The sequence below is a fragment of the Parachlamydia acanthamoebae genome, from assembly GCF_000875975.1.
GTDB lineage: Bacteria > Chlamydiota > Chlamydiia > Chlamydiales > Parachlamydiaceae > Parachlamydia > Parachlamydia acanthamoebae.
Map to the genome: position 1 here is coordinate 19761 of NZ_BAWW01000055.1, position 26414 is coordinate 46174.

Consider the following 26414-nt stretch of genomic DNA (forward strand, 5'->3'; position numbering starts at 1 on the left):
ATTTACGGTTGCCTGTTTGCATAAACCCTGTTATACTTAGTTTATTCTATAAATAGATCTAATAATCACGCGTACTTTTAGGATTAATATGCAAAAGGGCAATCTGTTACAATTTAACTGCAAAGAATGTGGACACTCGATCACTTTTTCTGTTTTTGAACTTGAAAAAAGAGATGCACCACTCCCCTGTCAAAAATGCCATCAGAAGTACGCTCTCCAGGATAATGTTTTAAAAAAACAACTTAAACTTTTTGCAGACCTTTGCCAACAACTGATTATCTCAGAAGAAATTTTAAGCCATACAGCCGTAGGCATTGACATTGGAGAGCACCACGTCAAAATTCCTTATAAACTTTTGTTGACACGGCTAAACTCCACATTAGATTTACTTATAGATGGAGAACCTTTATCTATTAAATTCTTAATCGAACCACTTAAAGAAGGCCCTTGCTGCGGCGTTTAACAAAGGACTATTTCTATGGCAAATACAATTTTAGACCAGTTAAAAAAAGTCACGACAATTGTCTGTGACACAGGTGACATAGATTCTATTAAAGCCTATGCACCAACCGATGCGACAACAAATCCGTCCTTGATTTTGAAGGCGGCCGCAAAACCCCAGTATCAACATCTCATTGAGGATGCGCAAAAATATAGCCAAGCCAAAGGTGGTTCACTAGAAGAACAAAAACACCACCTAATGGATAAACTTTTTGTGAATTTCGGAATTGAGATTTTAAAAATCGTCCCAGGACGTGTTTCAACAGAAGTCGATGCACGCCTTTCTTTTGACGTCGAAGGCAGCATCAAAAAGGCTAAAACCTTGATTGGACTATACGAAGCAGCTGGAATCGATCGGAAGCGAGTCTTAATTAAGCTTGCCTCTACATGGGAAGGAGCTCAAGCAGCTACGCTGCTGGAAAAGGAAGGGATTCATTGCAATATGACACTTCTTTTTAGCTTAGCCCAAGCCATTATTTGTGCAGAAGCAAAAGCAACCTTGATCTCCCCATTTGTTGGGCGCATTTTAGATTGGTACAAAAAAAGCCAGGGAGTTTCTGAAATTCCACCCGAGAAAGATCCTGGTGTAAACTCAGTAACAGAAATTTACCATTACTTCAAAAAATTCGGCTATAAAACGCAGGTAATGGGCGCTAGCTTTAGAAACGTCGGAGAAATTATTGAACTAGCTGGATGTGATCTTTTGACCATTGCCCCTGATCTACTTGCTCAACTCGAACAAATGGAAGGAAAATTAGAGCAAAAACTATCCGCTCACACATCAAAAGACTTGGATATCAAAAAGCTTTCTGTAGATGAAAAAACGTTCCGTTGGATGTTAAATGAAAGTCCTATGGCCACAGAAAAGTTAGCAGAAGGAATTCGTCATTTTGCTGCAGATGCCATTAAATTAGAAAATCAGCTAATTAAATAAAAAGCAGAGAAAAGTCTCTGCTTTTTTGCCTTGTTTTAAAGGGGAGTTTAAAAAACTCCCCTTTTACATTTAAGCCGGTGACATCGTTGAAGAGGTCGGTTGCATCGGTGAGGAAGCATCGTCTGAATCTGAAGGAACAGGAGGAGGCACTGAGCCTAGCTTTTTGTGCAACTCATCTGCACGTTTTAAACGCTTTCTCTTTTCCTCAATATCCCATTTATTACTCAGAATTTCACCCACATCTTCACTATCTAATGTTTCAAATTCCATAAGCATCTCAGCCATGAGTTCGATTTCATCTTTATGCTGCAAAATGATTGTTTTCGCACGTTCATTTGCTTCGTCCAGAATACGTTTCACTTCGGCATCGATGAGACGAGCGGTTTCTTCAGAATATTTTTTCTCAAAATGCCCTGCTCCAAAGTAAGAACTACTTTCCCCTTTGTCATCATAAGCAACAGAACCAAGCTTTTCACTCATTCCAAATTCACAAACCATGCTACGCGCAAGCTGAGTCGCACGTTCAATGTCTTGACGAGCACCGCTTGATAAATCTTCTAAGAAGATCTCTTCGGCACAACGCCCACCCATGAGAACAGCAAGCTGATCAATGAGCTCTTTCTTCCAATAGCTCGTCCGATTCTTTTTAGGAAGGAACATGGTCGCGCCCAAGGAATAGCCTCTTGGAATAATGGTCACTTTATCTACTGGATCAGCATGCTCAACTGTCACACCAACAACGGCGTGGCCTGATTCATGATAAGCAGTCGACTTACGTTCATTTTCATCCAATTCAAGATTGCGTCTTTCTTTTCCATAAAGAACTTTATCGCGTGCTTCAACAGTCTCTTGAGCTGTCACAGCAGTCCTTCCTCGACGAGCTGCCAGTAATGCTGCTTCATTTAGCAAGTTTGCTAAATCAGCACCTGAGGCACCTGGTGTACTTCTTGCAATCATCATCAGGTCGACTGATGTATCCATTTTAATTTTCTTCGCATGCACTTTCAAGATGTCATAGCGCCCTTTAATATCTGGGAGATTAATGACAACTCGACGGTCAAAACGACCCGGACGCAGTAAAGCTTTGTCAAGTACATCCGGACGGTTGGTCGCAGCCATTAGAATCACACCATCATTGGTATCAAAACCATCCATCTCAACTAAGAGCTGGTTTAAGGTCTGCTCTCTTTCGTCATGTCCGCCACCAATACCGGCACCGCGGTGTCTTCCCACAGCATCGATCTCATCGATAAAGATAATACAAGGAGAGCTTTTTTTAGCCTGATCGAACATGTCGCGAATACGGCTTGCTCCCACTCCAACAAACATCTCCACAAAGTCTGAACCAGAGATTGAGAAGAAGGGGCGATCAGCTTCACCTGCCACAGCTTTGGCTATGAGAGTTTTCCCGGTTCCCGGTGGTCCAATACATAGAACACCTTTAGGAATATGCCCACCTAGTGCTGTAAATTTTTGTGGGCTGCGTAAGAATTCGACGATTTCTTGTAGCTCTTCCAAAGCTTCATCGATCCCGGCAACATCTTTGAATGTTACTTTGTGAGATCCTTTTGCCATTAGTTTTGCAGGAGATTTTCCAAAATTCATCGCATTAGTTCCCATCCCTTTCATTTGGCGGGAGAAGATGAAATAAAGAAGAAACACAACCAGCAATACAGGTAAAAGTGTAAACAAGTAGCTCAAATAATTTGGCGTAGGCTCTTCACTGCGGAAGGTTTTTTCCAAAACTGTATTTAAAGGTTGATCAGGAGCTTTAAATACACCGCCACGGTTATGAGAAAAATTATTCCACTCTTCTTTCGCATTAATGAACCACTGATGGAATAATTCTGGATCTTGTTTTTCCAAGGATTTAGTCGATAGCTCCTTGTTATTAAAGAACCATATCACATGCGAAACGGCTTGGCGCGCTTTGTCTAATTGAGCCTGATTCTCATCTAATTTTTTCATTAGGGTGTTATAATCCCCTAAAGCGATGTTATAATTTCTAATCGCCCTTAAGTCTGAAAGACGAGAATTATCTTGCATGTGATCCAGCTTAGTCACAATTCCTTGCAGTTGACTTAAGAAAGATTCATACTGCGTTACAACACTCGCTGAAATTTCTTTTGATTGATTGATTTGATTCAGATCTAAATCAATTTGTCTCAAAGTTTGTTTTAGTGTTTCGTTACCAATTCCCAAAGTTGGAGATCGGAAACTGCGCACGAAATCTGCTAAGGTTTGACCAAACAGTTTAAGCTCTGCATCACTTGGATTCTTTTTCAAGTCCGCAAGCTGCGCTTCTAATTTGGGTAGGCTTTGTCCCCCCTTATGAGTTAGGGCGCGAACAATAATACTATTATCCTTATCCTGTGTATGATACATGTCATCTACAACGATATAGCCATCTTTGGGAAGTGGAATTCCACTCAATGTCAAAAATGACTCTGAAGCATCCACGGCTTTCTCGGCCAAGGTTACCAATTCACCATCTGAGTGCTCTTTTTCAGCCTCAAGTTCATGGTTTGTGTTGAGTAGCTCCAGGAATTTATAGCGTCGCTTACCTTCTTCTGTCAGCCGATCTCGGAATTTGCCACTAAATGTGACCAAATTATCAACGGCAGTTTTGCGGTTGTCCTCAGGTTGAATAAGATCTAGATTAGCAAGATGTTCGAGTTGATAATTAAACGAAACTTTTGCAAATCTCGTGTCGATTAAATTTTGGACCATCAAGGCAAGCAAAAATGCGGCCATCAGAAACCAAATAAATCCGTTTGGAAAATTTTTCTTAAAGTCTTGTTTATTGTCGTCGCTCATATTCACCTTAGATAAATGGAAAATTGTAAACGATACTTTTCAAGCGGTACCAGAGCTCAGATGATTCTCCCCCAGACACCCTAAGAACCTGAAGTTCGCTAAAAAGACACCTCAAGTTTGAGATTTCATGCCGTTCTTTTTTGATTACACCAAATGATGTGCACATTTAAGAAAAGCCTATCTAAACTTTCAATTACTCTATTCCAGCTTTCTTGAAAAGCATTCCACAAAAAATAATGTTAAAGATTTATATTTGTCACCTTAACTTTCAGTCTTAACAGAATGCCTTTCAGATATTTATATATCATGAATTTCTTTAGTCTTCGATTTTTACTGAACATTTTCGATGATTCTATCGAAGATCTTATGGATAAAGCGGCACATTCTCCCGCTAGCTCAGGTTATCACATAACTCATTCGCTTTCAATAGCCAACTCATAACCTTTTTAAATGAAAAAAATGAATCTGAAAATGGTTTTTCAATCTTTCTAGACATTTAAGAAAAGGGAGTGACTATCTATATGGAATATTCCAGAGTCACCTTCGCCCATTTCCTCATTTTATCATGATTCGTATTCATTTTTCCAGAAAGAAACTCATAAACGATGCGATTGTTTTGCCAAACAACAGGAATTTTCCAGCGCATAAAAGCGGGAACCTTATGGTTTGTCCACCACTTATCCAGCCAATTTGCAGTTCCAGTTACCGGCAAATCGACCTTACAATCGTCACTCCAAGGTATAATTGCAAAAAAATGCCCCTGCCAGACATCCCGCCAAGTTGGTAGCTTCAAGTCTTTTTCATCAGACTCCACAAATTCATAGGCAACCTTCCAATCAGCCCAAAGCTTTTTGCCAATAAAAATGTTACCGCGATCGAATTGAACTTCGTGATCCCCTGCTTCAATGCAGCAGTTAGCTCGTTTTTCTCGAATGCATTTCACAGCAACGTCCATTTGGGATCGAGAAAAGCTAATTCCCTCTTCGCTCAAAACATAGCGTAAAAGTTGTTTCAGCTCAAAAGAAGTCCCGGGCTGTTTTTGGGATAAATCAACCCACACCCCTATTGGAGTTCGCAAAATCTTTTCAAAATAGGGTTGCAAATGAGTTTGAAAAAAGTGCTCCAATTCTTCCGATTCTTTTCCCAAATAAAGCAAGGCCGACTTAATTTCTTTGCCAAATTCTTTAGCCAGATAAGGCATCATGCGAGAACGCATTTTTCCACGTAGAAATTTCGGATCAAGGTTCGTACTGTCGTTGAAAAAAGGGATGTCGTGCTTAGAAAGCCAGCTTAAAATCTTAGCCTTATCAACTTCAAGCAATGGACGCCAAATCGCAAGCCCCCCCTGCTGCTTCGTTTCTGCAATCCCACGCAATTTAACTAAAGAAGCACCTTCTAGGATTCTTTTTAAGATAGTCTCAGCTTGATCATCTTGATGATGCCCTAAAACAACAGCTTGATAATCATAGATTGCGGCCACTTCGGCAAAAAACTGATAACGCAAATCTCGGCATGCAGCTTCTAAATTGCCGTGCATGGATGTTGGATCCAAAACCTTTAAGTGAAATGGAATATGGAGAGATTCCGCTAAAGTTTTTAAGGTCTCCGCTTCTTTTTCACTCTCTTGACGCCATCGGTGATCAATATGCGCAATACCAAGCTTGAGAGGGATCATTTTGGCACATTTTAAAAGAAGATATAAAAGAGCAATAGAATCTGGCCCTCCCGATAATCCTACCAAGATTGGGCGGGCCTCATCACAACGCATCTTAAGAAAGCGGAGAACAATTTCTTCCATTCAGCTTCACTAAATCCAGTACAATTGATATAAAACATAACTGATAATGATGACGGCAAGAATTAACCAATAGAAAAAATCAAAAGGGTCTTTCTGTGTATCAATAACGAGCTCGTTATTTCCACGAGAGCCCAGATTGCGCTTAAGGTTCAGGGGTAAGTCTTGTTCTTCAGAATCAACGAACAAATCCTTTAACTCTTTAACCTCACGGATGGGAATCCACTTTTCAAAACCTTTTTTCCAAACTAAGGTATCCGGAGTCACTCGCGGATCATATCTAAGCTGATTGATCGAAAAGGGACCTTCTGAGACTTCATTTAATTTAATCCACCATTCTTGGCGTGTTTGATCGTTTTTGTTCACAAAACCCTCGTTGGAATAGTCCGCTTTTTCATCAACGTGCATCAAATTAGTCTATAGGTTTTATTATCCAAGAAATCAAACAGAACGTAAACACATTGTAGCAAATTACTTGATTATTGTATCTTAAAACCCTAAAAACGAGTCATTCATTTCTATTTTCATATAAACCCGTCTTTAAGGAGAAAGTCCAAGGCAATGCTTCTGATCTGGCGATATTTACTTTTACAATACTTTCAAGTTTTGTCTTTAAGTACAGTGGCATTTGTAGCAATTTTGTTAACCACGCGGTTTGATGAAATTGCGCATTTTGCAGCTTTGGGAGCGGCCGGGTCTCACATTATCTGGTTTATCGTCTCTCAAATTCCTTATATTTTACCCATAGTGATCCCCATTTCCAGCCTGATTGCATCTTTACTTTTGATCCAAAGATTATCTCAGACTCATGAATTAACCGCCCTGAGGGCTTCGGGCTGGGCTATTCGAGATATTTTATATCCCATTTTAATCGCAGCAGCCTTTATTGCTCTTTTGAATTTTTATATTGTCTCTGAATTAGCCACAAATTCCCATTTACAAGCGAGTCTTTTAAAAAAAGAACTCCGCTCTATTAATCCGCTGCTTCTGCTCAATAATAAGCATTTAATGCGTGTGAAAGGAGCCTATTTTCATGCGATGGGCAATTCACGCGTGGGAGAATTTGCTAAAAATGCGCTTTTTGCAATGCCAAGCAAACAAAACAATCGCATTCAATTGATGATAGCCAAATCTTTACATGCGGATTCCGTCCTTTTTATAGGCAATAGCGTGACCAATATGACCACTTTACCCGTGGAAAATGGGGAGAGTTTTGATCATTTTGTCGTTGAAAATTTGGAAAAGACCATGACACCCATCCAGGATTTTTCCCTTATTTTTCAACGCAATGTTTTTTCCTTAAGCAATGACCATCTTAAGCTATCACTGCTAATTTATCGGATGAAAGAACAGGCACTGCACCTCCGCCAGCCTGATCTTTTACGTGAAGAAATGAAACAATTGCAAAAACAGCAAAACCGCTCCTACGCAGAAATCATTCGCCGCTTTTCACTTGCAATCGCAGTATTTAGCTTCACGCTAATGGGATGTGCATTTGGGATGAACATCAGCCGCCATCGCTCAAATAAGGGCGTTGTTTTCGTGATTGCTTTAGCCGTTTTTTATTTAATCTCTTATTTCACTGCTAAAGGCATTGAGCATCATTTATTTTCGGCTACACTACTTTACTTAATCCCCCATCTGCTGATTTTGGGCATTTCAAGCTTTATTCTATACCGTGTTTCGAGAGGAATTGAATAATGTATATGAAATCTAAAATTCCTTTCCAATCCATTTGGGAACGTTATTTCTTTCGTGAAGTAGTCAAATTATTTTGTGTGTTTATTGGAAGTTTTTATGGCCTCTATGTCCTCATTGACTTTTCCAGTCACACGACACAATTTAGCACTCATTTTCAGTGGAGCGAAATTTTTTCTTATTACTTCTATGAACTGATCCGCCGATTAGATGTCATTCTTCCGTTTGCCTTAATGCTTGCAACGATCAAAACGCTTTGTTCATTATCTACAAATAATGAGCTCGTGGCTTTAATGGCTAGTGGAATGAGCTTGAAATCCCTGCTTCGCCCATTTATTATCATTGGCCTGTTTTTTACTGTTCTCATGTATGGCAATGCGGAATTTTTACTTCCCAAAGCTCAAAAAGGGCTGAAACAAATCCATGACCGTCACACTTCCCTAAAAAATAAATTGGAAAACAGAGGATTTGTCCAACACATTATTTTAGACGATCAAACCCAAATTCTTTTTCAATATTATGACGAAGAACGTCAATTCTTTTTTGATTCTTATTGGATTAAATCGGCCGACGATATTTTTCGAATTAAATACCTTTTCCCCCATTTAGAAGTGCCCTTGGGTCGCTATGTTCACCATTTAACACGCAACCAAAATGATGAACTTGTCGAAAGCGCCTCTTTTGTAGAAAAAGAGTTTCCTCAAATTTATTTTAACCAGAAAAAGTTGCAGGAAACTTTATCACTTCCCGAAGAACAATCCTTAACGGATCTTGTCCAACAACTTCCTCATAATAATCGAATTAGTCATGAAAAAGAGGCCCAGGTGGTCTCCCATTTTTACCATAAAATGGCACTCCCCTGGCTGTGCCTATTTGCAGTCATCGCACCTGCCCCCTTTTGTGTGCGATTTTCACGCGGGCTCCCTGTTTTTATGATTTATGCCTGCAGCATTTTTGGACTTATTACCTTTTATTTAACCATGGATGCCGCACTTATTTTAGCAAAACGACAAGTTTTAGATCCGATTTGGGCTATCTGGATGCCTTTCTCCATTTTTTTTGCATTTTTTTTCTATCGATTTGTTAAGCTTTAGAAAAGTCGTTTAATTCCTTCGAGAGAACCACATGGAATGCTTTGATTTACGCTCATGGCCTTTTTTTGCACAAGCTGGCGGAGATGCTCATTCTCCGGCTGTTATCAAACACATCTCCATTGATTCTCGCCGCATTTTTTCCCCAAGCACTCTCTTCGTTGCCCTAAAGGGACAAGCCCATGACGGACATGCCTTCGTGGCGGAAGCCGCTAAGTCAGGGGCAAAATATGCTTTAGTCCATCAAGATTGGCAACCTCCCTATCCTCTCAAAGATATCATCTTGCTACGGGTCAATGATCCCTTAAAAGCTTTTCAAGCATTAGCAAAAGCTTATCGACAGGAAAGAACACAATGTAAAGTAGTGGCAATTGGAGGTTCGTATGGAAAAACTATGCTAAAAGACTTGCTGGAGACCATGCTCGCCAAACGATACAAAGTCATGGCCTCTCCAGAAAGCTTTAATAGCCAAATCGGCGTGCCCTTAAGCCTGTTTAAAATTAAAGATTCCCATGAAATTGCCTTAGTCGAAGCGGCTTTTTCAGAACCTGGAGAGATGGAAGTTCTTGCAGATATCATTATGCCAGAACATGTGATTTTGACATCGATTGGAGCTAAACATCTGCACACATTAGGAAGTTTAGAAACGACCGCGTTGGAAATGGTTAAGCTGTTGCAACCTTTAAAAAAAGATAATTGGGCATTGATTCCTTCGACACCTTTGTTTGGCCCCCATCTTCAAGAACGGACATCGCGCTGCTTATTTTGGACTCAACCTGATTCACGCCTTCCTCATGCCATTTCTGCCTCTACCACTCCCCAAATGACGCTCCCCTATTCCGTCCACTTTCCTGATCAATACTTATTTCAAGGAGAAATGACGAAAGGATTTTCTTATTCCCTCGATTTGATCAATACAGCCTGCAAATCTGCCTGGCTATTCGACCTTCCATCTCACACAATCAGCGAAGTTTTGCAGACGTACCAATTTGAGCCAATGCGTACAGAAATTTGGAAAGCTCCTACGGGGATGTTGTTTATCAATGACCCTTATAGCTCAGATCCGCAATCGATGGACCAAGCTTTGACTCGCCTCCAATACTTAGCCTCTAATGAAAAAAAGACGTTGATTTTTGGAGGGCTTAAAGGAATTAGCGATCAGCGAGAGAATGAATACCGCAGAATTGGCTTGGCTATTGCACAATCCCACATTCAACATCTCATGCTCATTGGCCCTCTATCTGATTTTCAATCTTTAGTTTCAAAACTTCTTCCCCATACCACAATCTCGTTCTATCCAACAATCGCACACGCCCTTCGCCATTTGCGCGAGGTAGAAGATCCTCGACAAGTTGTGCTAATTAAAGGTGCTCAAAAAGTCCCTCTAGATTTTCTCACCGAAACCTACAACGACAGTATTTGCACAAATCAAAGTGTCATTAATCTAGCAACCATAGAATCCAATTTGAATCTCATCAGACAAAAGTTACCTTCTCAAACGCGTTTGATGGTCATGGTAAAGGCCCTTGCTTATGGAACAGAAGACATTCAAATCGCAAAGTTTTTAGCATCCTGTCAGATTGATATTTTAGGCGTTTCCTACGTGGACGAGGGAATTGCATTAAAAAGAGCAGGCGTCAAGCAAGCCATATTCGCACTTTCGGCAACACCTGCAGAAATCACTAAAATTCTCAGGTGGGAAATTGAAGTTGGGGTCGGCGACCAAGCCTTTATTCAAGCATTAGCCAAAGAAGCTTCTATACAGCAAAAAGAAATTAAAGTGCATTTACATATTGATACAGGGATGAGCCGTTTTGGCTGTCGACCTGAAGAAGCGTTGCCTCTGGCACAAATGATTCAAGAAGCCCCTTTTCTTAAGTTAGAAGGCGTCATGACTCATTTTGCCTGCGCAGAAGATCTAGAGCAGGATCCTTTTACCCATCAACAAATCAATAAATTTGATGCAGCTGTAGCTGAGATCCAAGCACTCGGTATTTCGATTCCCTGGAAACATGCTGCAAATTCTAGCGCCGCGACACGTTTCCATCTTCCCCAATATAATATGGTTCGCATTGGATTAGCTGTCTACGGACTCTTCTCATCGCCAATCGTACGGGATTCGCTTAAACTCAAATTAGCCCTCTCTCTTCTTTCCCGCATTGTCGGCATCAACGTGTGTAAGCAAGGAGAGACAATCAGTTATGGTCGAAATTATACAGTTGAAAAACCCCTTCAACGCATTGCGGTACTTCCCATTGGTTATTTTGATGGCTTACACCGCCACTATAGCGGTAAGGGATGGGTGCTCGTGCATGGTCAAAAAGCGCCCATGATCGGCAATATTTGTATGGACTTTATGATGATAGATATTACAGATATTCCAACCGCGCAAGTTGGAGATACCGTTTTGATATTTGGAGAAGATGAGCATCGAAATTTCCTTTCTCCAGAAGATCTCGCCATGCAAGGAGAATCGATTGTACATGAGTTAGTCACATGCATTGGACCGCGCATCCCGCGCATTTTCATTTATGAAGAATCGTGACTTAGTGGCTGATTCCATTACTTTTCTATTGCTTCTTTTTGAAGAGAACAGATAGAATGGATCATTCTATCAGCCGGCGTGGCGAAATGGTAGACGCGGTAGACTCAAAATCTACTCTTGGCAACAAGGTGCTGGTTCGAGTCCGGTCGCCGGCAATGATAACCGAATGTTTTGTGAATCACGAAACATTCGGTTTTTTTATTTTAACCTTTTTTGAAGTTGGATACATGGCTATTTTTAACATTCATTGCGACGATCCTTGGTTTTCTTATATCCGTCAAGGCATTAAGCCTGTGGAGGGAAGAAAAAGCACCCATACGTATAAAAAAATTAAGGTAGGCGATCAAATCAAATTCAGCAATGGCAAAGAAAGCTTTGTGGCAAATGTGACAGAGATCCGGGAATATAGCACAATTGAGCAATATCTTGAAGATGTAACCCTAGAGAAAGCCTTGCCTGGCGTCAAATCGATTGAAGAGGGATTAAACATTTACTATGAATGGACTCCCGAAGAAAAAATCAGACAGTACGGTTTCTTGGGCTTATTTATTAAACCTGTATAAAAGAGGCACTCTGCAGTCAAAATCGGCACCATAAATTGGGCCCACCAATAGAGGATTTATCATCCGAGACTACTTTGTTTATCATCAAATTTTTTCTAGAAAATTCTGTGCTGTCTTTAGATCGATAAAGCGAGCAATGAGCTCGTGCATGTTTGTAAAAGGGTCCTCTTTTGGATCATCAAACTGTTTTAAAGATAATTTAGAAGCATTTTTGCATGCGGTATTGATAAGATGGTTGGTCGAATTGAAGATCTGAACACCATCTTTTTCATAATCAGCGAATTGGGGTATTTTTTTTAAAGATTTTAACATCTGCTGAGGGCTCCCAAATCCTGATTCACGCAGCTGGAAGTGAAGATAGGGCCATAACTCAAAACAGGGATTGCAGATAATTGGAACAAAGTTTTTGCGTTTGCAAAGTTCAATTCCGTTTAAAAAAGCAGAGAGATCATTGTCACGGTCGAAAACACAATATATCCTATCATATTCATCCCTATTGATTTCGTTTTAGCAGTATTAATAATACTTCTTGGATCGGTTCCCTCTCCTTTAATGATATGAACACGAATGCGCAAACTTCTTGCAAGCTCAGAGAGATAATCGACTTCTGTTTCTCCTTCGCATACCACTAAATCAAGGGGTGAATACAGAGGATTTGCATGCCTATAGGAACGTATGGAAATTCTTTTGATCATGAAAAAAGAAATTTTCCTATGTATGGAAGCGCACCGTAGCGATCTTGTAGATAACCTTTTCCAATTGCTTCCCCCTTGCGCGGTTTAAAATCCAAAAGAGAATAGAGACGTGATCCATGTTGCTCATCTTTTTGCACAAACCAAACCTGATCCCTTCTAAATAAATCACTATCTAACAAAGAGGTGTCATGAGTGGTGAAAATAAGTTGAGCATTCTTAGGATTTGTTTTAGGATTATGAAAAAGCTCTATCAAATATTTCACAATATTAGGATGGAGATGGAGATCGAGTTCGTCAACAAAAAGCACTAAACCTTCACGTAAGGCTTTCAGCCACCCTCCCGCTTGCGAAAAAAGTCTTTGCGTTCCATCAGATTCATCCAAGAATAAGTCAAACAACACTTTTTGATCAGAATCAAGCATTTTATGCTGTGTTCTTACAGCCACTTTTTTTATAGGAGGAACTTCTTCTTCAATTAAGTGGAAATTCTCAATCCCAATATCTGCACACTCCATGAATTTATGGATCCAAGGCTCCGTTTTAGGGTCTTTTAAAAACTGAAAAGTTAGATCAGGATTAAAATAAATTTCTTGCGCCGGGCCATTTTTTAACAAAATAACAAGCTGATCTCTAAACCAAAGAAAGATGGGTTTTAGCTGCTCGCTATTAAATTGCACTGCTGTGGAAAGATATAAAGCGTTTGCACGCGTCATCTGTTCCCAAACTTTATGCTCCCCCTTAAAGCTTGGCCCATGATACCACTCATATGCTTTTGAAGATGCATTCCATTTTCTGGTAAACCATGTCTGTCGATACTTTTTAGGGTATGCATAAAGCTCTTCACTTATGATCTGATCTTCGGTAAGAGCCACATGATAAGTGAACCGAGTATCATTACAAACGAAATCGATAGAAAACTCGCTCGGTTCATTTTGAGATTTTGCATTGAGTCGAAACGGCTGCAGGGGAATTTTTTGCTTTTCTTGATAGGCCGTGGAAGATGCAAGAACAAACTGCTGCAGAAAAAAAATTGCTCGAATCAAATTGCTTTTACCGCCAGCATTCGGCCCATAAATCACAGCAGAACAAACAAGGCGCTGATTTTGAGAAAATTCAAATGTATTTGAATCACGCAACTCAGACCCTTTTCCTGCGGACAAATTTAAGACCTCTTCACTCTCAAAAGATCGAAAGTTTTTGACAGAAAATTGCAATAACAAGGGATTTTCTCCTGTATAATTCTTGTGTTTTCCTTATTTTTGCATATTTTCTGCAAAATGCCTAGAAATTTTATCAATTTACCTGCATTAGTAGCATAGGAAAAAATTTAACCTTTGGGGGAAAATGGCAAAGCCAGAGGCTATAAAATTAATTGTAACGGTGTCAAATAAAACTTATGTTCTTGGGATGCTAAGTTTTAATACAAAAAAGCACGAATTTTCTTATCATTTTACATATCCTGCAAAAGCACCAATAGATCATTATAATTGCGATACAGGTTTATATACCGCCAGATTTGATCATATAACTTGGCATCGAAATAATGTGCATATAAAAAGACGAGATGATGTTGCTATTGAACGTATTGATTTAAACCCTGGCCCGCTTTTCTGCGAGAAGCCAGTTGTAACACCACTCTATGTTGAATCTATCTATTTCAATAATAATTACCTTGTTTACAGGAGATAGAACACTCTTATGGATGGAACTCCAGTCAAACTCAACAGATTTTAAATTTAGAAGAATCTTTAGGCTTCAGCGTTATGTTCATTTTAGTACCGTCTTTAACGAAAATGAAAGACTTGCTGCTTGGTTTCCAATTTTTAGATCTTCCCGAAGGGATGAATTATCCTCCTTGCCTTGTAGATCTCTGCAACCAAGCTCATCGTACGGGACGAATCATTTTATGGAGTGGATGGGATCTTATTATTTTGACATCACCTTACACTTGCAAGATCAAATCAGTGATCCCAAAAGAATTTAGGGGAAAGCTACAGGTTGCCAAATTATAAAAATGTTCCTGCGGCAGTTACAGATTTATTGATGCAAGCGAACGATTTGACAAGAGAGGGTGATCGACTTGTCAAAGTCGGTTAACATTCATGCTTCACAAGTCTCAAGTAATTTCATCAAAAAATGAATAAACATTTTCGACGACTCTCCTCTCTTGGCGCCCTCTGTTGTTGACTTTGTCGTTCTATTTATATGAAGGGAGTAAGAAAAAGAAAGAAAACGTCTTAAAATCTAGCTAAACAGCCCGCTAATAGATCATAGATTCTTTACTTCGCTCATCAGCAATTAAGATTCCATGGTTCTAATTCATAGATCTCGCTTATTCTCTCAGACGATTCTAGCAAACCAACATTTTTTTCTATGGGAAGCGAGGTACAAAAACTGTTCAAATTCACATGTGAATGATATCGGAATCTTAATTTTGTTTAAATGAATTAAGACTCCCCGTCTTATAAAAATTTTCATCCCCAAATCCCGGACAACTCATCAAAAAATTTTGAAAAAATGAAAGATAAAATAATGTCGATATTGTTAGTGTCCAAATGAGGCAGGACTAAATAAAAGGAGGGTTGGAATGAAAATCGTTGTAATTGGTGGAACTGGGCTCATAGGGTCAAAGCTTGTAAGCAAGCTGAGAAATCTTAAGCATGAAGTAATAGCTGCATCACCGTCTAAAGGTATTAATGCCACGACTGGTGAAGGCCTTTCCGGAGCGCTTAAGGGAGCAGATATTGTTGTTGATGTTGCAAATTCACCATCATTTGAAGACAAAGCCGTTTTAGATTTTTTTGAGACTTCAAGCCGTAACCTTCTTGCTGCAGAGAAAGTAGCTGGCGTAAGGTATCATATAGCTCTTTCAGTTGTCGGAACAGATCTTCTTACCGAAAGTGGGTATTTTCGCGCAAAAATTGCTCAGGAAAATCTGATCAAAGCATCCAATATTCCCTACACAATCATTAGGGCTACTCAGTTTTTTGAATTTTTAGGAAGCATCGCTCAAGCAAGCACGGTTGGAGAAGTGATTCATTTACCAGCTACGGCTTTCCTTCAACCAATTGCTGCAGAGGATGTAGCCGAGGCAATACTCCGTGTTATATCAGAAGCTCCTATTAACGGGATCATTGAAATCGCAGGCCCTGAATGTTTCCTTTTTCCAGAAATAGTGGGGCAGTACCTGAAAGAGACTCAAGATCCGCGCACAGTTGTCCCCGATGCTCAGGCACGTTATTTTGGAATGGAATTGAAAGAGAATAGTCTCACTCCTAGCAGCAAAAATCCACGTCTTGGTTCTACTGATTTTAAAACCTGGTTCCAGAAACAAAAAAGTATACAAGGTAAAAACTCATGAAAAAACTGAAAATTCATTCTAGCATGCAAAAGCTAACAATACCTCCTCGCTAGCACCTGATATACTTTTTATGTACTTCAAATTGGAGAAAAGATATTTTTATTAAAAAATAACAGAGGAATTTTATGACTTCATCACTCCAACTAAGTACATCTTCACCCCAAAGACAAGCCTCTGATTCAGGCACAAATTCTATCATTCCTTATCACAAGACTATTAGAGAGCTATTTGAAAAGAGCACAGCGAAAGATCCGTTTAACAATTGCATAATCGATTTATCCGGCAAGCCTGAAACAAATGAAAAACAGCTTCAGCAAACTGTGCAGACCATTTTTTCTGAATTCCTCGAAAATCAAACAAATTATCAACATCTAATCGTTAAAATTTCTCAAAAGCAAAATCGCCTTTATAAATGGATGGTGAATAATGACTTTGAATTACACCACAGCGAAGGGAAGAATCTTTTTTTAAAACGGTGCTTAGGACATCAAGAAAATGAATGCACTTACCCTCGTTATAAAACAATGTCGATTGGTGTCACCACTGTCATTTTCAATAAAGATTTGACAGAGTTCTTGGCTATTAAAGAAATGAGTGGCCCTTATATAGACTGGAAAGCTCCTACGGGTAGCGTCGAAGAAGAGAAAGAAACACCTCTTGAGGCCGCAGTTCGCGATGTTCTAGAAGAAACGAATTTGGAAATATCCCTTGAACATCTCCATCTAGTCTCTACTATATCTACAAGGAATTTTCGTGGGAATAAACCCGACTATAATTTTGTCTATGCGGGTATAAGCAATCATCCTGGCGATATTAAACCTAAAGAGAAAGACATTAAAGATGTAGCATGGCTATCCGTCAACGATTTTTTAAAAGGAGAACTGCCTGTGAAGCATGAATTAAGACCACTGATTCTTCAACAAGTCGTAAGCATCGCAAAAGAATGCCTAGAAAAAAATCAAGGCTGGGGTGCCGCTCCTGCTTATTGGGGATCTGGTAAACCAGCTATTTTATTTCAAAAAACTTAGTTTTTTTCATCTAGTCATACAAAAATCAAATAAGAGGGTTTATGCAAAAATTATTTTTTACATTGCTGATGGGAATCTTACTGATCAATATAACCCCTGCTCAAAGCGACAGTTGGATTCAAGATTGCGGAACTTACATTGAAGGGACGATCTTAAATGACATTCCTGAAATTGTTGTTGATGATGAAGACGGTGAAACTGATACCCGATGGGAATTTATCCAAGATGTGGCCCAATATAAACATGCGGATTGGAATAATGTGATTGGGCGCGCTAAAAATATCACAGTTTTTCAGGCAAAAAAGATTGCGGAAGCAGATCCTTCCATTACCTATTTCTTCTTTGTTAAAGGTTATCAAATGATTTTAGAAAATAATGATGTTGTTGATCCTTACACACGTGTTTTCTATCATGGCGATGCAGTTTTCTTTAGCGGTGCACCTTGGTGGGGTTCTGCTCCAGGCCTTGCTGATGGCTATGTCAAAAAAAATGTTAAATAAGAGTTTATTTTCATCATTTTAAAACTACAGACTCGCCATAAACGTGGATGAAATCCACCATGAATAGACATAACTACACAATATCTCAAAAGTTATCCACTTGCACCAAAACATTTGAAAAGAAAATGTCGCACCTCTTTCAAAAAATGGAAAGACGTGTGACATAAAGAACTTTAAAAATCCTTTTTGTTTGCTACTCTGCCAGTAAATATAATTCTTTATTTAAAAATCGTCACAATTAATCATTCAAATAATTTTAAGATTGAACAAATGCATTATTTACTTTATTTTTTCACACTAAAATAAGGAGTATCTAATGTTTTCTGATCCCACGATTCATATATGCAGTTCTTTACCAAATTGGAATACAAGTCAATCTCAATCTCATCACGATATTTGCCAAGAAGTTGATCGTAAAATATCTTCAGTTAGAGCTCAGGTACTTCATACCATTCGAAATAATATGCCTATCTCAACATTGTTTACTCCGAAATTAAAAATAGATTTAAGTTTATTTATAAAAGATCAAATATTTCTTAGGCAAATCGCAATATCTCTCATTTCACTGGCCGAGTCGGCTTCAATTGACTGCGCTTTGATTGCTAAGCACTTTGAAAACAGCGAAATTCTAGCTGAGATCAAAAAAATGTTCAGACTAGATTCAAGCCCTCATCTGAGAACCTTCTATGAAGCCTGCGCAGATGTACTAAATCAAAAGCCATTTCCAAGTAATCTGAAATCAGCCATTGAAGGACGTATTTTCACCTTAAAAAATGCTCTGATTGCCATACATACCCCTGAAGCTATTTATAAGAACCAGATTCAAAATAAAATCCCTAGGCAAAGTATCTCAAGTATCAAAGAAGAGGGGATGAGCTTTATTCGAGAATCACTAAGCCTTCATTTTCATACTCTTAAAAGAAAAGAAAGCCCTTTCCGAGAAAATCTTTTGTCCAATGTGGAACAATTAATCCCTTTTGTTCAAAAAATTACAAAAATCTATCTTAGAGAAAATGCGAAAAGCTGCCCGAAAAACCCTCTAACATTCCGAAATCCCACTGGATATAACCATCACGGGCTTGTTGCAGCTACTGTTTTGGAGTCTTGTCTGAATGTACTCGGATACAATACAAGAATTATGGGGCGCAGCGACCTTGAGCCAAGAGTAACTCTCGCAACCGCACATAATGTCGTAGAAGTGAAGGGCCCTGATCATTTAAGATATATGATCGATCCCAGTTACATTCAATTTCATAAGGATGTTTTGTTAGATTACGCTCAGCTTCCAAAATCACCTGTTCTCATATTGTCTGAAAATGAACTCGATGATTACATAGAGAATAACATTATGGTTCATTGGAAAGCTACTTTCAAGTTAGTCTCCGAGGATCATAAGCCTACGCTTAACAAACTGTACACGCAAGACCAAAGTCTATTATACACATTTCACAAAACCAAATTTGCCAAAGAACACATTCTCTCTAGCCCAGAAGAATGGGTAAGAAAATCTTTCAAAAAAATCTGGGGACTTTCAACCTATAGTCCAATTCTTTCAGACATGGGCTTTCAAGAGATTTTTAACAGTGTAGGGATAGGGAAGAAAACGCATGAATATGTCAAAGCAATGGGAATTGCTTCTCAAACCTATCGTCATTCCTATGCGGAGCTAGAAATGCGTTTAGACGAGTTACTTAAAGATCCAACATTAAAAAACAAAAATTCGTTTGAAGCCTTGACCTTGATCGCACAATTCCCAAGAAAAATGCGAGCTAAATATGCGTCCTTGCTTGATATAGACCCTCGGATGCAAATCAATATAGGAATAGATATTAGTTTAAATGCTTATTATCGCGCTCTCAGACAAACAGTAAATCCTGATGGGAAAGATCTAAGTGTGATGTATGGTTGTTCAGGTGGAGATTGTATGAGCATCCTTGCCACCACCGATGCCTATAATTTAACTCTTGTGGACCTAACACGCGTTTCTTTTGCCGAATTTGAGACTGCATTAGCTCTATTTAAGGCTCGCAATTCTTTGCTTGAAGACCAACTCAATCAGCTTGAAAAAACGCATAGTTTTTTTAGCTTACGAGCACGATATGGAGGGGGTGTAAGCCAATACTTAGGTCAAGGCAAGCACCATATGGACAAGCTGGCCATGAAATTATTTTCTGACTTAACAGGACTTGGCGTCGATGTAAATGAAGTGGCTCTCTCTTCTATTGAAGATGGAATACGCATTGACTTTCCTTGGCAATACCATGGAGCCACTTCGCCTAGATCAAGAAGCATTACATTTATGACTGCCGATATTACAAAACCTGATCTATATCCAGCATCTCTTAAAAGACTATTAGAAACAGGCATCGATATATTTTATATGAAGGCTGCTTTTTTTGCAGCGCAGGCTTATTCCCAATTTTTACCACACATTGCAAAATCTATGAACACCGGTGGATGGCTCATGACAGCTGATAAAACATGGATGATGGAAACTGTTGATCCAGAGCCATGCCTAAAGCAAAATGAATTTATTTTTATACCTAAAAAAAGTGAGGAAATACGCATTCTCGAAGAACTTATGCATCCACCTTTTGATCCTTTTTCCCCGATTCAAACGCTTGAAATAAATCCACCTAAAGATAGATTTCAGAGGGGACCAGGCTCAGATCTAACCTACTGGTCAATTCTTAGCTTGCGACAGAAAGTCTAGTCATTTCTTCTAGATATTGCCTGTTTTTAACAAGGCGAGTCTCTTTAGGGAGACTCGCCTTGTCGCTAAAAAATTGTAAATCACACTCACATTTTTTGATCTCTTTATACTAAAACACAGTCATTATTCCACCAAGATTAAGTTTATAAAAATTTCGACCTCCGATTCGTATGATAAAATTTATCTCCTTGGAATCTGAATGGGGGCTTGTATGGCTCTGGCTCATATTGTAAAACAATCACCTTGTACCTTCGGCGGTTGGAAAAGCTTCTTCGTCGTAACCTTCCCATATTCTTCACTCAATTCATTGCGCATTGCTTCGGTTAAATCATGGGAAAAACAGTTCAAATAAATCTTTTTGAAGGTAGTTTACGTCTTTTTCTCTTGAGGAACATTTTTGAGAATCGAGCATCTTTAGCAATTCAGGATAGGCATATTCTCTAATTCCTGTTGTTTAGCAGGCATCCGCTTCCAACTAAATAAGATCTTTAGGGCAATACAAACTTATCAGTTTATTTTCAGTTCCAAATAAATTTTTAAATAGAAGTAGCCAATGAGGCACAATTTGTAAAATAGGTCAAAAAGTTGGTTTTCCGTAGAAGGCTATTTTTTGCCATCTAAACAATCAGCCTAATTAGAGAAAGAGGCAGATTTGCCTGGTTTTCAATACTATAGATCAACTCTTTTTAATGAGATCCCACTTTTTAGCTTGCTAGGCTAATGCCATCCGCATTTTTCCAGCAACCTATGTGATTGTTCATTTCTTCCAGCAAAATTGTTCGAATTATCTGAATTAACAAAACAACAAATAATTAAAGATATATTGAACTTTAATTAACTTTATTTAAAATTTAAATTAACAGAACTACTCAACCGAAATAGAATTAACTAAATATCTTTGAAGGATTGACTTTATGAACGAAATTGATGAAAAAGAAAAAAAGTTATTTATTCGCTACGGTTCAGCTGCTTCCGAAGCGATGTTTGATTTCCCCTGCCATTTCTTTCAAGTGCCTGCCTGCAAAGGAGTCATTGCCTATCGTATCGAATACGGATGCGCTGTCGTTTTTGGAGAGCCGATCTGTCCTCCTGAAGAAACAGCCAAGCTAGCAGAAGCTTTTCATCAGCATTGTCAAAAATCCAATTTGAATGTCATTTACATTATTGTATCAGAAAAATTTGCCAAATGGGCCAAAAATTCCTACTGCAATATTTTAATTGAAGCATGTTCCGAGCTTATTTTTGATCCTGAAATTGATCCATGTAAAACCAGCAATAGATTAAGACATCGTGTAGAAAAAGCTTCAAAACGTGGGTTAATGATCCATGAGTATATTCCTTTTGACGCTAAAATAGAAGAAGCTCTTAAACAGATTGGAATTGCATGGCAGCAAGCCATAAGAGGCCCTCATATTTATTTGGGACATCTTAACTTTTTTGAGAGCTACATCGGAAAACGGTGGTTTTATGCAAAAGAAGGGGACAAAATCACAGCAATGATTATGTTAAGCCGAGTGGAATCTAGCGATGGCTGGTTACTCAAATTCTTAATTACTTCCCCTGAAGCACCACAAGCCACATCTGAATTTTTAATGACTTCTGTTTTGGATGTTTTAAGAAAAGAAAATTGTCGCTTTTTATCAAAAGGGACTGCACCTGCTAATTTATTGGGAGAAGTGAGTGGTTTAGGTTACGTTTCCACACATCTCTTAAGTGGTATGTACAAAGTCATTAGCAAAGTATTTAAATTTGAAAAACGTAAAGAATATTGGTTAAGATATGATCCAAAAATAGTCCCTTCTTACCTTTTATTTCATCGCCCTCACATCGGTTTTAATGAGATAAGAGCGCTAATGAAAGTCTTTAAGGCCATTATATGATGAAAGCAGCCGTAGTCCTTGAAGAACGTGTTCGGTATCGTGTTATTCTAAAATTCTAATGACGAGAATGTCTTTAAAGCAAAACTACCTAAATGATTCTTTTTACTTCAAGGACTTATAAACAAATCATTCGTTTTTTTTATCTCTAAGCATATAATAAGCGAGACTGTCATTCGATCATTATCCAAAACAACTCTATTAATAAAGGGGAATTTCATGAGCGTTAAAGACTCCAATGGTGCCGAGCTCAACAATGGTGATAACATTACTGTTATTAAAGATTTAAAAGTGAAAGGTGCTTCCATGACCATCAAAAGAGGAACACTTTATAAGGACATTCGCTTAACTGACAATGATGAAGAGGTAGAATGCGGTAAAGGCAGAAATACCATCGTATTAAAAACCTGCTTTTTAAAGAAAGCTTAATTCCTCCATTTTTAGAATGTTTGTGAAAACTAGCCCCGCTTAGTTGGTCACAAGCATTCGTTTTTGTAAGAAACCCGTAGATATTTAATAAATTTAGCGATTGTATGACTCTCTCACCTTTTCAACTTTCCCTGGATAGCTGGACTCAGCGAGCAAGAATGCATGCTGAACGAATCAGCCCGTTCGCAGATTCTTTTCTGAAGCGACGTTCTTTAGGTTTCACACATGCCGTGCATGACTTTTTATTTACATATTACAGTTTTTCCCCTCAAAAGTTAAAACAATGGGTGCCTTCTTTTGAAGAAGATCTCACCATTTCAGATAACTTCCGTAAAGACTATCCTTGGTTGAATGATTATTGGTTTCAGCTCAATGGCAATGTGCTGTCCCTCAATCAAAATCGGATCCACGAAAATACCAAAGGACTTGCAAAATTCGTGGCAAATTTATGTCAAAAAGTGTTGCAGCAGCCTCCTCGATTTGGCTGTTTTGGTCTTCACGAATGGGCCATGGTTTACAAATTATCACCAGAAACAATCAGACATAAAAAACATCGTCTTAGACTGTCTCAAGAAGAACTCGTAACTTTTGTTGAAAGTCAAACAATTTGTTGCTCCCATTATGATGCATTCCGCTTTTTCACAGATGAAGCCCGCCCCCTGAATACCTTAAATCCAACACTTGAAACCCGGCAAGAAATGGAGCAAGGAGGCTGCTTACATGCCAATATGGATTTATACAAATGGTCCACAAAATTATGGCCCTGGATAGGCTCCGATTTCATCGCAAAAACGTTCTTTCTGGCTGTTCAAGGCAGAGAATTAGATATGCGTGCAAGTCCCTATGATTTGCTCGAAGAAGGTTACGCCCCCTTATGCATAGAAACAGAAGAAGGCCGAAAACAGTACCAAAACGAACAGCAACAATTGGCAGAGAGGGCCTCTTCCTTACGGAGTGAACTCCTTGCGTTTTGTGAACGTTTCTTGTTGCTAAAATCGCACAAGCATTTCTCCCCTCAATCCCGCCATGTGGAAACATTAATCTATCTATAAGTTTAAGCCTTAAAATCTGCAGACAATGCCAACTCTTGCCAAGTTTTAAACTCTTTACGCAATTCATCCAATTTTTTATTGGCGAGTTCATAAGCGATCCTTCCTAACAGTAAATGCAAGGGTGGATTTTCAGAATTCACCACTTGTACAACTGCTTCTGCAACTATTGCAGGATCACCCGGCTGATTTCCATCTCTCTCAACAGCGGATGATCGTGTTTGACCGGATGTCTGTTCGTAATCTGATAATACATTAGTTGCAGGTGTTAAGGACCCTCCTAAAAAATCGGTGCGAAATGGTCCCGGCTCCACAATGGTGACATGTATTCCCAAGGGAGCGACCTCTAAAGCTAGAGCTTCTGAAAGCCCTTCTATGGCAAATTTGGTGGAATTATAAATTCCCCATCCCGCCAATCCCACTAAACCACCAATCGATGAGAGATTAATAATATGTCCGCTCCGCCGCTTACGCATGTAGGGCAGGATAGCGCGCGTCACACGTAATAATCCGAAAACATTTGTCTCAAAAACGTTTCTAATTTCGGAATCACTTGCCTCTTCTACAGCTCCTAACAAACCATACCCCGCATTATTGACTAGAACATCAATTCTTCCAAACCGCGTGATTGCAGACTGCACCCCTCTTAAAACCATATCTGGATCATGCAAATCCAATGTGATGGCTAATAAATGATCAGAAAATTCCACAAAATCGGCAGCCACTTTTTGGGGCGAACGAGAGGTAGCCACCACAAAATCACCTCTTTCAAGAGCAGCTTTAACAATTTCCCAACCAAATCCTTGTGAAGTCCCTGTAATAAACCAAACGAGCTGTTTGCTTTGATTATCGCTCATAAAAAATACTCCTTCTTGAACCCTGTTGTTGGTGTTAGAGTAATCAATCCTTTTAAAATTTCAATAGATTTTTTTACAAAAAGTTAGTTATGCTTGCTTCTTAAATATTTTTGGAAAATGATTGAATGGATCTAAATAAACAGACATCATTACTACGAATGAAAATTTTTAAAAGGCTGTCATGAATATCCTCTACCTTCTTATTGGGATTTTCTTTTTATCACCAACGGTTTTCTATGCAGAAGAATCTGAGAAAAAAGAACCGACTAGAAGAGCTCTTCCTGCACCTTTTGACTCTCCTCCCTTTCCTTCTGGAGAATTTCTAGGCACTCCTCTAATAGGGATACCCATCAGTGACACAATTTATCCGTTAATGAAAGTGATTTACAAACTTCCTTGTGGAGAAAGAATTAAAAAAAGCAGGGTAAAAGCTTATGGTTGGATTAACGGTTCGGGCAATATAAGTAGCTGTAGCCACTCAAATGCTCCTGAAGGTTACTGGATTGTTCCAAATCGAGTCGAGCTCGACCAATTTGTATTTCGCCTGGAAAGAGAAGTTGATACTCTCCAAACTGATCACATTGACATAGGGTTTCGTTCCACCATTCTCTATGGGATTGATTATCGTTATACAACAGCTGGGGGTTGGACAAGCCGACAATTGTTAAAACACAACTATTTATACGGATATGATTTTACCGAGCAATACATAGATACGTACATCCCAAAGATTGCTCAAGGTGCGATCATCCGAATAGGTCGTTGGGCTTCTTGTCCAGATATTGAGACGCAGTTTGTTCCAGATAATTACTTGGGAACTCACTCGCTGATGTTTACCTTTGATACTTCTACTCAGACAGGGGCCATGTTAACAGTCATGCTCAATAAGTACTGGACAGTGCAAGCTGCTTTACACGCTGGCACCGATATGGCACCCTGGTATAAAGGAGCTGTTCCTACTGGAATGCTCGGAATTCGATGGGTTTCCTGCGATAATCTAGACTCTGTGTATCTGATGCTAAACTCTATCAACAGCGCAAAATTTCGTCGATTTCGCATGTACGGTCAACGACTTGGTCACGATAACTACAACTATGTTGTCGCAACCTGGCAGCATAAATTTTCTGATGATATTCACACAAAAACAGAAGGTTATTTTATGTGGCAGCGGAATGCCGTACGCGGGGGAACACCAAGTGCCGGACCGGTTCGCTCTTTTGGCGGAGGCGGAGGCATCGGTCCAAATATCCATGGAACATCTTTGACATATGGGTTTGTGAATTATGCATTGTTTAAATTTTCAGAAAAGGGTTTTGTGACTTTGCGCAACGAAATTTGGAGAGATGCACAAGGAGAAAGAACGAATTATCCAGGTACATATACGGGTCATACGGTTGGATTTACATACAATTTCACCGAAGAACTTCAAATACGCCCTGAAATTGGCTACTATAGAAATTGGAATCGTGATGCATTTGATCGGGGAAAAAGAAAAGGAACTGTTTTGGCGGGCCTGGATATGACAATACGTTTTTGAGAATAGTACCTCAGGTTAACTTTAGCGATTAGCCAAATTAAGGGCCTGCTAGGGCAAAATTGTTCGTGCTTCTTTTACATGTATACGCAAAACACCAAACGTGCTGGTATGCGATCGCGCACGTGTGTACTGGGATTGCATGATTCCAATGAGCGGCAATTCTGGGGAAATAGACTCGGAGTGTTTTCACCTTCTCACTAATAATTTCGAAATGTCAGGTGTTGGACGAATCCGAGTATGTGCGACATCACCAAAAAATTGGCGTGCAAATATCTTCCAAATCAGAAGTCATCACATAGAGCTATCTGGAGGTGGTTTATAAAAATTTAGGTCCTTTAGTGCATAATCTCAATATTTTTTTTAGGAGATTAACATCTCTTAAAATATAATAAGGGGTTGTGTTATCAAAAATAATAGCCTGATA

The 26414-nt window shown here is 39.1% G+C and carries 23 protein-coding genes and 1 tRNA gene; 17 read left to right on the top strand and 7 right to left on the bottom strand.

Translation table 11 applies throughout. The features are described from left to right. The first annotated feature begins 88 nt into the window (after positions 1-88). Both AOM43_RS08770 and tal read left to right on the top strand, forming a co-directional pair. Positions 89-463: a hypothetical protein gene (locus AOM43_RS08770; RefSeq protein WP_006342482.1), complete on the top strand. Its 375-nt coding sequence runs from the start codon at positions 89-91 to the stop codon at positions 461-463. A gap of 15 nt (positions 464-478) precedes the next feature. Beyond that, the gene (gene tal, locus AOM43_RS08775; RefSeq protein WP_006342483.1) at positions 479-1435 is read left to right on the top strand and encodes a transaldolase; all 957 of its coding nucleotides are present in this window, start codon (positions 479-481) and stop codon (positions 1433-1435) included. Positions 1436-1504: 69 nt separating this feature from the next. On the opposite strand, the gene ftsH is transcribed toward tal, so the two are convergent. From ftsH to AOM43_RS08790, 3 genes are all read right to left on the bottom strand, one after another. After that, entirely contained in the window at positions 1505-4252 is a 2748-nt protein-coding gene (gene ftsH / locus AOM43_RS08780) for an ATP-dependent zinc metalloprotease FtsH (RefSeq protein WP_006342484.1), read from the bottom strand. 517 nt (positions 4253-4769) lie between these two features. Next, on the bottom strand, positions 4770-6050 hold the full coding sequence (gene tilS / locus AOM43_RS08785; RefSeq protein WP_059359893.1) for a tRNA lysidine(34) synthetase TilS: 1281 nt from the start codon (positions 6048-6050) through the stop codon (positions 4770-4772). Positions 6051-6059: 9 nt separating this feature from the next. Then, the gene (locus tag AOM43_RS08790) at positions 6060-6413 is read right to left on the bottom strand and encodes a DUF4339 domain-containing protein (protein WP_226987465.1); all 354 of its coding nucleotides are present in this window, start codon (positions 6411-6413) and stop codon (positions 6060-6062) included. Positions 6414-6608: 195 nt separating this feature from the next. Between AOM43_RS08790 and AOM43_RS08795 the strand changes: the two genes are divergently transcribed. The 5 genes from AOM43_RS08795 to AOM43_RS08815 all read left to right on the top strand — a co-directional run bounded on the left by AOM43_RS08795 (position 6609) and on the right by AOM43_RS08815 (position 11944). After that, on the top strand, positions 6609-7748 hold the full coding sequence (locus tag AOM43_RS08795; protein ID WP_013925519.1) for an LptF/LptG family permease: 1140 nt from the start codon (positions 6609-6611) through the stop codon (positions 7746-7748). After that, positions 7748-8839, top strand: a complete 1092-nt coding sequence (locus AOM43_RS08800) for an LptF/LptG family permease (protein ID WP_013925520.1) — start codon at positions 7748-7750, stop codon at positions 8837-8839. The genes AOM43_RS08795 and AOM43_RS08800 overlap by 1 nt, the downstream gene beginning before the upstream one ends. 31 nt (positions 8840-8870) lie before the next feature. Next, the gene (locus AOM43_RS08805; RefSeq protein WP_013925521.1) at positions 8871-11381 is read left to right on the top strand and encodes a bifunctional UDP-N-acetylmuramoyl-tripeptide:D-alanyl-D-alanine ligase/alanine racemase; all 2511 of its coding nucleotides are present in this window, start codon (positions 8871-8873) and stop codon (positions 11379-11381) included. A 72-nt stretch (positions 11382-11453) separates the two neighbouring features. Further along, a tRNA-Leu gene (locus AOM43_RS08810) sits at positions 11454-11536 on the top strand. Positions 11537-11608: 72 nt separating this feature from the next. After that, the gene (locus AOM43_RS08815) at positions 11609-11944 is read left to right on the top strand and encodes an ASCH domain-containing protein (protein WP_161792765.1); all 336 of its coding nucleotides are present in this window, start codon (positions 11609-11611) and stop codon (positions 11942-11944) included. An 84-nt stretch (positions 11945-12028) separates the two neighbouring features. Here AOM43_RS08815 and AOM43_RS08820 read toward each other — a convergent pair whose 3' ends face one another. The 3 genes from AOM43_RS08820 to AOM43_RS08830 are packed head-to-tail and all read right to left on the bottom strand — an operon-like array spanning position 12029 to position 13859. Continuing rightward, positions 12029-12445 carry an RloB family protein gene (locus AOM43_RS08820; protein ID WP_079978254.1) on the bottom strand — a complete coding sequence of 139 codons (417 nt, stop codon included), beginning with the start codon at positions 12443-12445 and terminating at the stop codon, positions 12029-12031. After that, complete coding sequence (locus AOM43_RS08825; RefSeq protein WP_059359897.1) at positions 12376-12639, bottom strand: RloB domain-containing protein; 264 nt, start codon at positions 12637-12639, stop codon at positions 12376-12378. Before AOM43_RS08825 ends, AOM43_RS08820 begins: the two co-directional genes overlap by 70 nt. Beyond that, positions 12636-13859, bottom strand: a complete 1224-nt coding sequence (locus tag AOM43_RS08830) for an AAA family ATPase (protein ID WP_059359899.1) — start codon at positions 13857-13859, stop codon at positions 12636-12638. The genes AOM43_RS08825 and AOM43_RS08830 overlap by 4 nt, the downstream gene beginning before the upstream one ends. Before the next feature lie 124 nt (positions 13860-13983). On the opposite strand from AOM43_RS08830, the gene AOM43_RS08835 reads away from it, so the two are divergent. From AOM43_RS08835 to AOM43_RS08875, 9 genes are all read left to right on the top strand, one after another. Then, positions 13984-14328 carry a hypothetical protein gene (locus AOM43_RS08835; protein WP_059359901.1) on the top strand — a complete coding sequence of 115 codons (345 nt, stop codon included), beginning with the start codon at positions 13984-13986 and terminating at the stop codon, positions 14326-14328. A gap of 74 nt (positions 14329-14402) precedes the next feature. Beyond that, positions 14403-14651 carry a hypothetical protein gene (locus AOM43_RS08840; protein WP_059359903.1) on the top strand — a complete coding sequence of 83 codons (249 nt, stop codon included), beginning with the start codon at positions 14403-14405 and terminating at the stop codon, positions 14649-14651. A 575-nt stretch (positions 14652-15226) separates the two neighbouring features. Next, on the top strand, positions 15227-16000 hold the full coding sequence (locus AOM43_RS08845; RefSeq protein ID WP_059359905.1) for an SDR family oxidoreductase: 774 nt from the start codon (positions 15227-15229) through the stop codon (positions 15998-16000). A 125-nt stretch (positions 16001-16125) separates the two neighbouring features. Next, complete coding sequence (locus tag AOM43_RS08850; protein ID WP_059359907.1) at positions 16126-17028, top strand: NUDIX domain-containing protein; 903 nt, start codon at positions 16126-16128, stop codon at positions 17026-17028. Positions 17029-17069: 41 nt separating this feature from the next. After that, a complete protein-coding gene (locus AOM43_RS08855) occupies positions 17070-17528 on the top strand; it encodes a hypothetical protein (protein WP_006342496.1) in 459 nt (152 codons plus the stop codon). Between the two features lie 316 nt (positions 17529-17844). Further along, positions 17845-20241 (top strand): hypothetical protein, encoded by a 2397-nt coding sequence (locus AOM43_RS08860; protein ID WP_059359909.1) that lies wholly within the window; start codon positions 17845-17847, stop codon positions 20239-20241. Positions 20242-21155: 914 nt separating this feature from the next. Continuing rightward, positions 21156-22121 carry a DUF2156 domain-containing protein gene (locus AOM43_RS08865; RefSeq protein ID WP_006342498.1) on the top strand — a complete coding sequence of 322 codons (966 nt, stop codon included), beginning with the start codon at positions 21156-21158 and terminating at the stop codon, positions 22119-22121. A 216-nt stretch (positions 22122-22337) separates the two neighbouring features. Next, positions 22338-22547: an alkylphosphonate utilization protein gene (locus AOM43_RS08870; RefSeq protein ID WP_006342499.1), complete on the top strand. Its 210-nt coding sequence runs from the start codon at positions 22338-22340 to the stop codon at positions 22545-22547. A gap of 104 nt (positions 22548-22651) precedes the next feature. Continuing rightward, positions 22652-23599, top strand: a complete 948-nt coding sequence (locus tag AOM43_RS08875) for a hypothetical protein (RefSeq protein ID WP_006342500.1) — start codon at positions 22652-22654, stop codon at positions 23597-23599. A gap of 2 nt (positions 23600-23601) precedes the next feature. Here AOM43_RS08875 and AOM43_RS08880 read toward each other — a convergent pair whose 3' ends face one another. Next, positions 23602-24453, bottom strand: a complete 852-nt coding sequence (locus AOM43_RS08880) for an oxidoreductase (RefSeq protein ID WP_013925531.1) — start codon at positions 24451-24453, stop codon at positions 23602-23604. 181 nt (positions 24454-24634) lie between these two features. On the opposite strand from AOM43_RS08880, the gene AOM43_RS08885 reads away from it, so the two are divergent. Then, the gene (locus AOM43_RS08885; protein WP_059359910.1) at positions 24635-25990 is read left to right on the top strand and encodes an outer membrane beta-barrel protein; all 1356 of its coding nucleotides are present in this window, start codon (positions 24635-24637) and stop codon (positions 25988-25990) included. Positions 25991-26414 lie beyond the last annotated feature (424 nt).